The sequence below is a fragment of the Pseudomonas agronomica genome, from assembly GCF_025917275.1.
GTDB classification, from domain to species: domain Bacteria; phylum Pseudomonadota; class Gammaproteobacteria; order Pseudomonadales; family Pseudomonadaceae; genus Aquipseudomonas; species Aquipseudomonas agronomica.
This window is the reverse complement of the sequence record NZ_JAOSHO010000856.1, coordinates 1-1244: the sequence shown is the minus strand read 5'-3', so window position 1 is coordinate 1244 and position 1244 is coordinate 1. Positions and strand designations below refer to the sequence as shown.

Here is a 1244-nt window from a genome sequence, read left to right as displayed (position 1 = left end):
CAGGTCGAGCACCATGTCGGCGTCGCAGGCCAGCCGCTGCAGGACCAGGCGCTGGGATTGCAGTTGCGTGCCGGCGGTCTGCCGACTCAGGGCATCACGCAGGCTGGTGCGGATGAGCAACAGGTTGTGCTGCGGATCGTCGGTGAGCAACTCTTCGATTTCGTTACCGATCTCTTCGCTCAGGTCGACGAAGCGGCGGTTGAAATTCTGCCCACTTTCCAATTCGTAGCGGCCCAGGGGCACATCCATCAATACCTGTTCAAGGCCGACAGGGTTGGCGACCGGCACCAGCACGATTTCGTGTCGCAGGTGGCCGGATTTTTCAAGTTCGGCCAGGCGCTGCTTGAGGTGCCAGGCCACGAGCATGCCGGGCAACTCATCGGCGTGCAGGGACGACTGGATATAGATTTTGCCAGCGGCTTTTTCCGGGCCGAAGTGGAAGCTGTGGATCTTGCGTGCGGTCCCCGGCAGCGGGGCCAGCAGGTCATGGATCTGGTGGCGCATTTACGTGTATGTCCTGGAACGGAAGCCTTAGTGGGTTGGGCCGAGAAAGGCCAGCCAGCGGCGCTCGGCGAGACGGAAGAGGCCCACCAGTGCAAACGTGACGGTCAGGTAGATCAGCGCGGCGATCCCGAACGACTGGAACGTCAGGAATGTGGCCGAGTTGGCATCCCGCGCGACCTTCAGCACATCGGGAACGGTAGCGGTGAACGCCACGGTCGTCGAATGCAGCATCAAGATCACTTCGTTACTGTAGTACGGCAACGAGCGACGCAGCGCGGACGGCATGATCACGTAGGTGTAGAGCTTCCAACCGGTCAACCCGTAAGCCTTGGCTGCTTCGACTTCGCCATGGTTCATGCTGCGAATCGCCCCGGCGAAGATCTCCGTGGTGTAGGCGCAGGTGTTCAACGCGAACGCCAGGATCGTGCAGTTCATCGCGTCGCGAAAGAAACTGTCGAGCAGGGGCTGGGCGCGTACCGCGGCGATGCTGTAGATGCCGGTGTAGCAAATCAGCAATTGGATATAGAGCGGTGTGCCGCGGAACAGGTAGGTGTAGAACTGCACCGGCCAACGGACATAGATCTTTGGCGAAACCCGGGCGATGGACAGCGGGATCGACACCAGGAAACCCACCAGCAGCGAGGCGCTGAGCAGCCAGAGGGTCATGGCCAGGCCAGTGATGTTGGTGCCATCGCTGTAGAGGAACGGTCGCCAGTATTCTTGCAGGAGTTCGATCATCG

Annotated in this window: 1 protein-coding gene and 1 pseudogene; both read right to left on the bottom strand. The window is 60.7% G+C overall.

The window, feature by feature from the left end; genetic code table 11:
* Positions 1 to 504, bottom strand: a pseudogene (locus OC610_RS27695) (succinylglutamate desuccinylase); the annotation flags it as partial.
* Between the two features lie 27 nt (positions 505 to 531).
* Positions 532 to 1242, bottom strand: a complete 711-nt coding sequence (locus tag OC610_RS27690) for an ABC transporter permease (protein ID WP_264432715.1) — start codon at positions 1240 to 1242, stop codon at positions 532 to 534.
* Positions 1243 to 1244 lie beyond the last annotated feature (2 nt).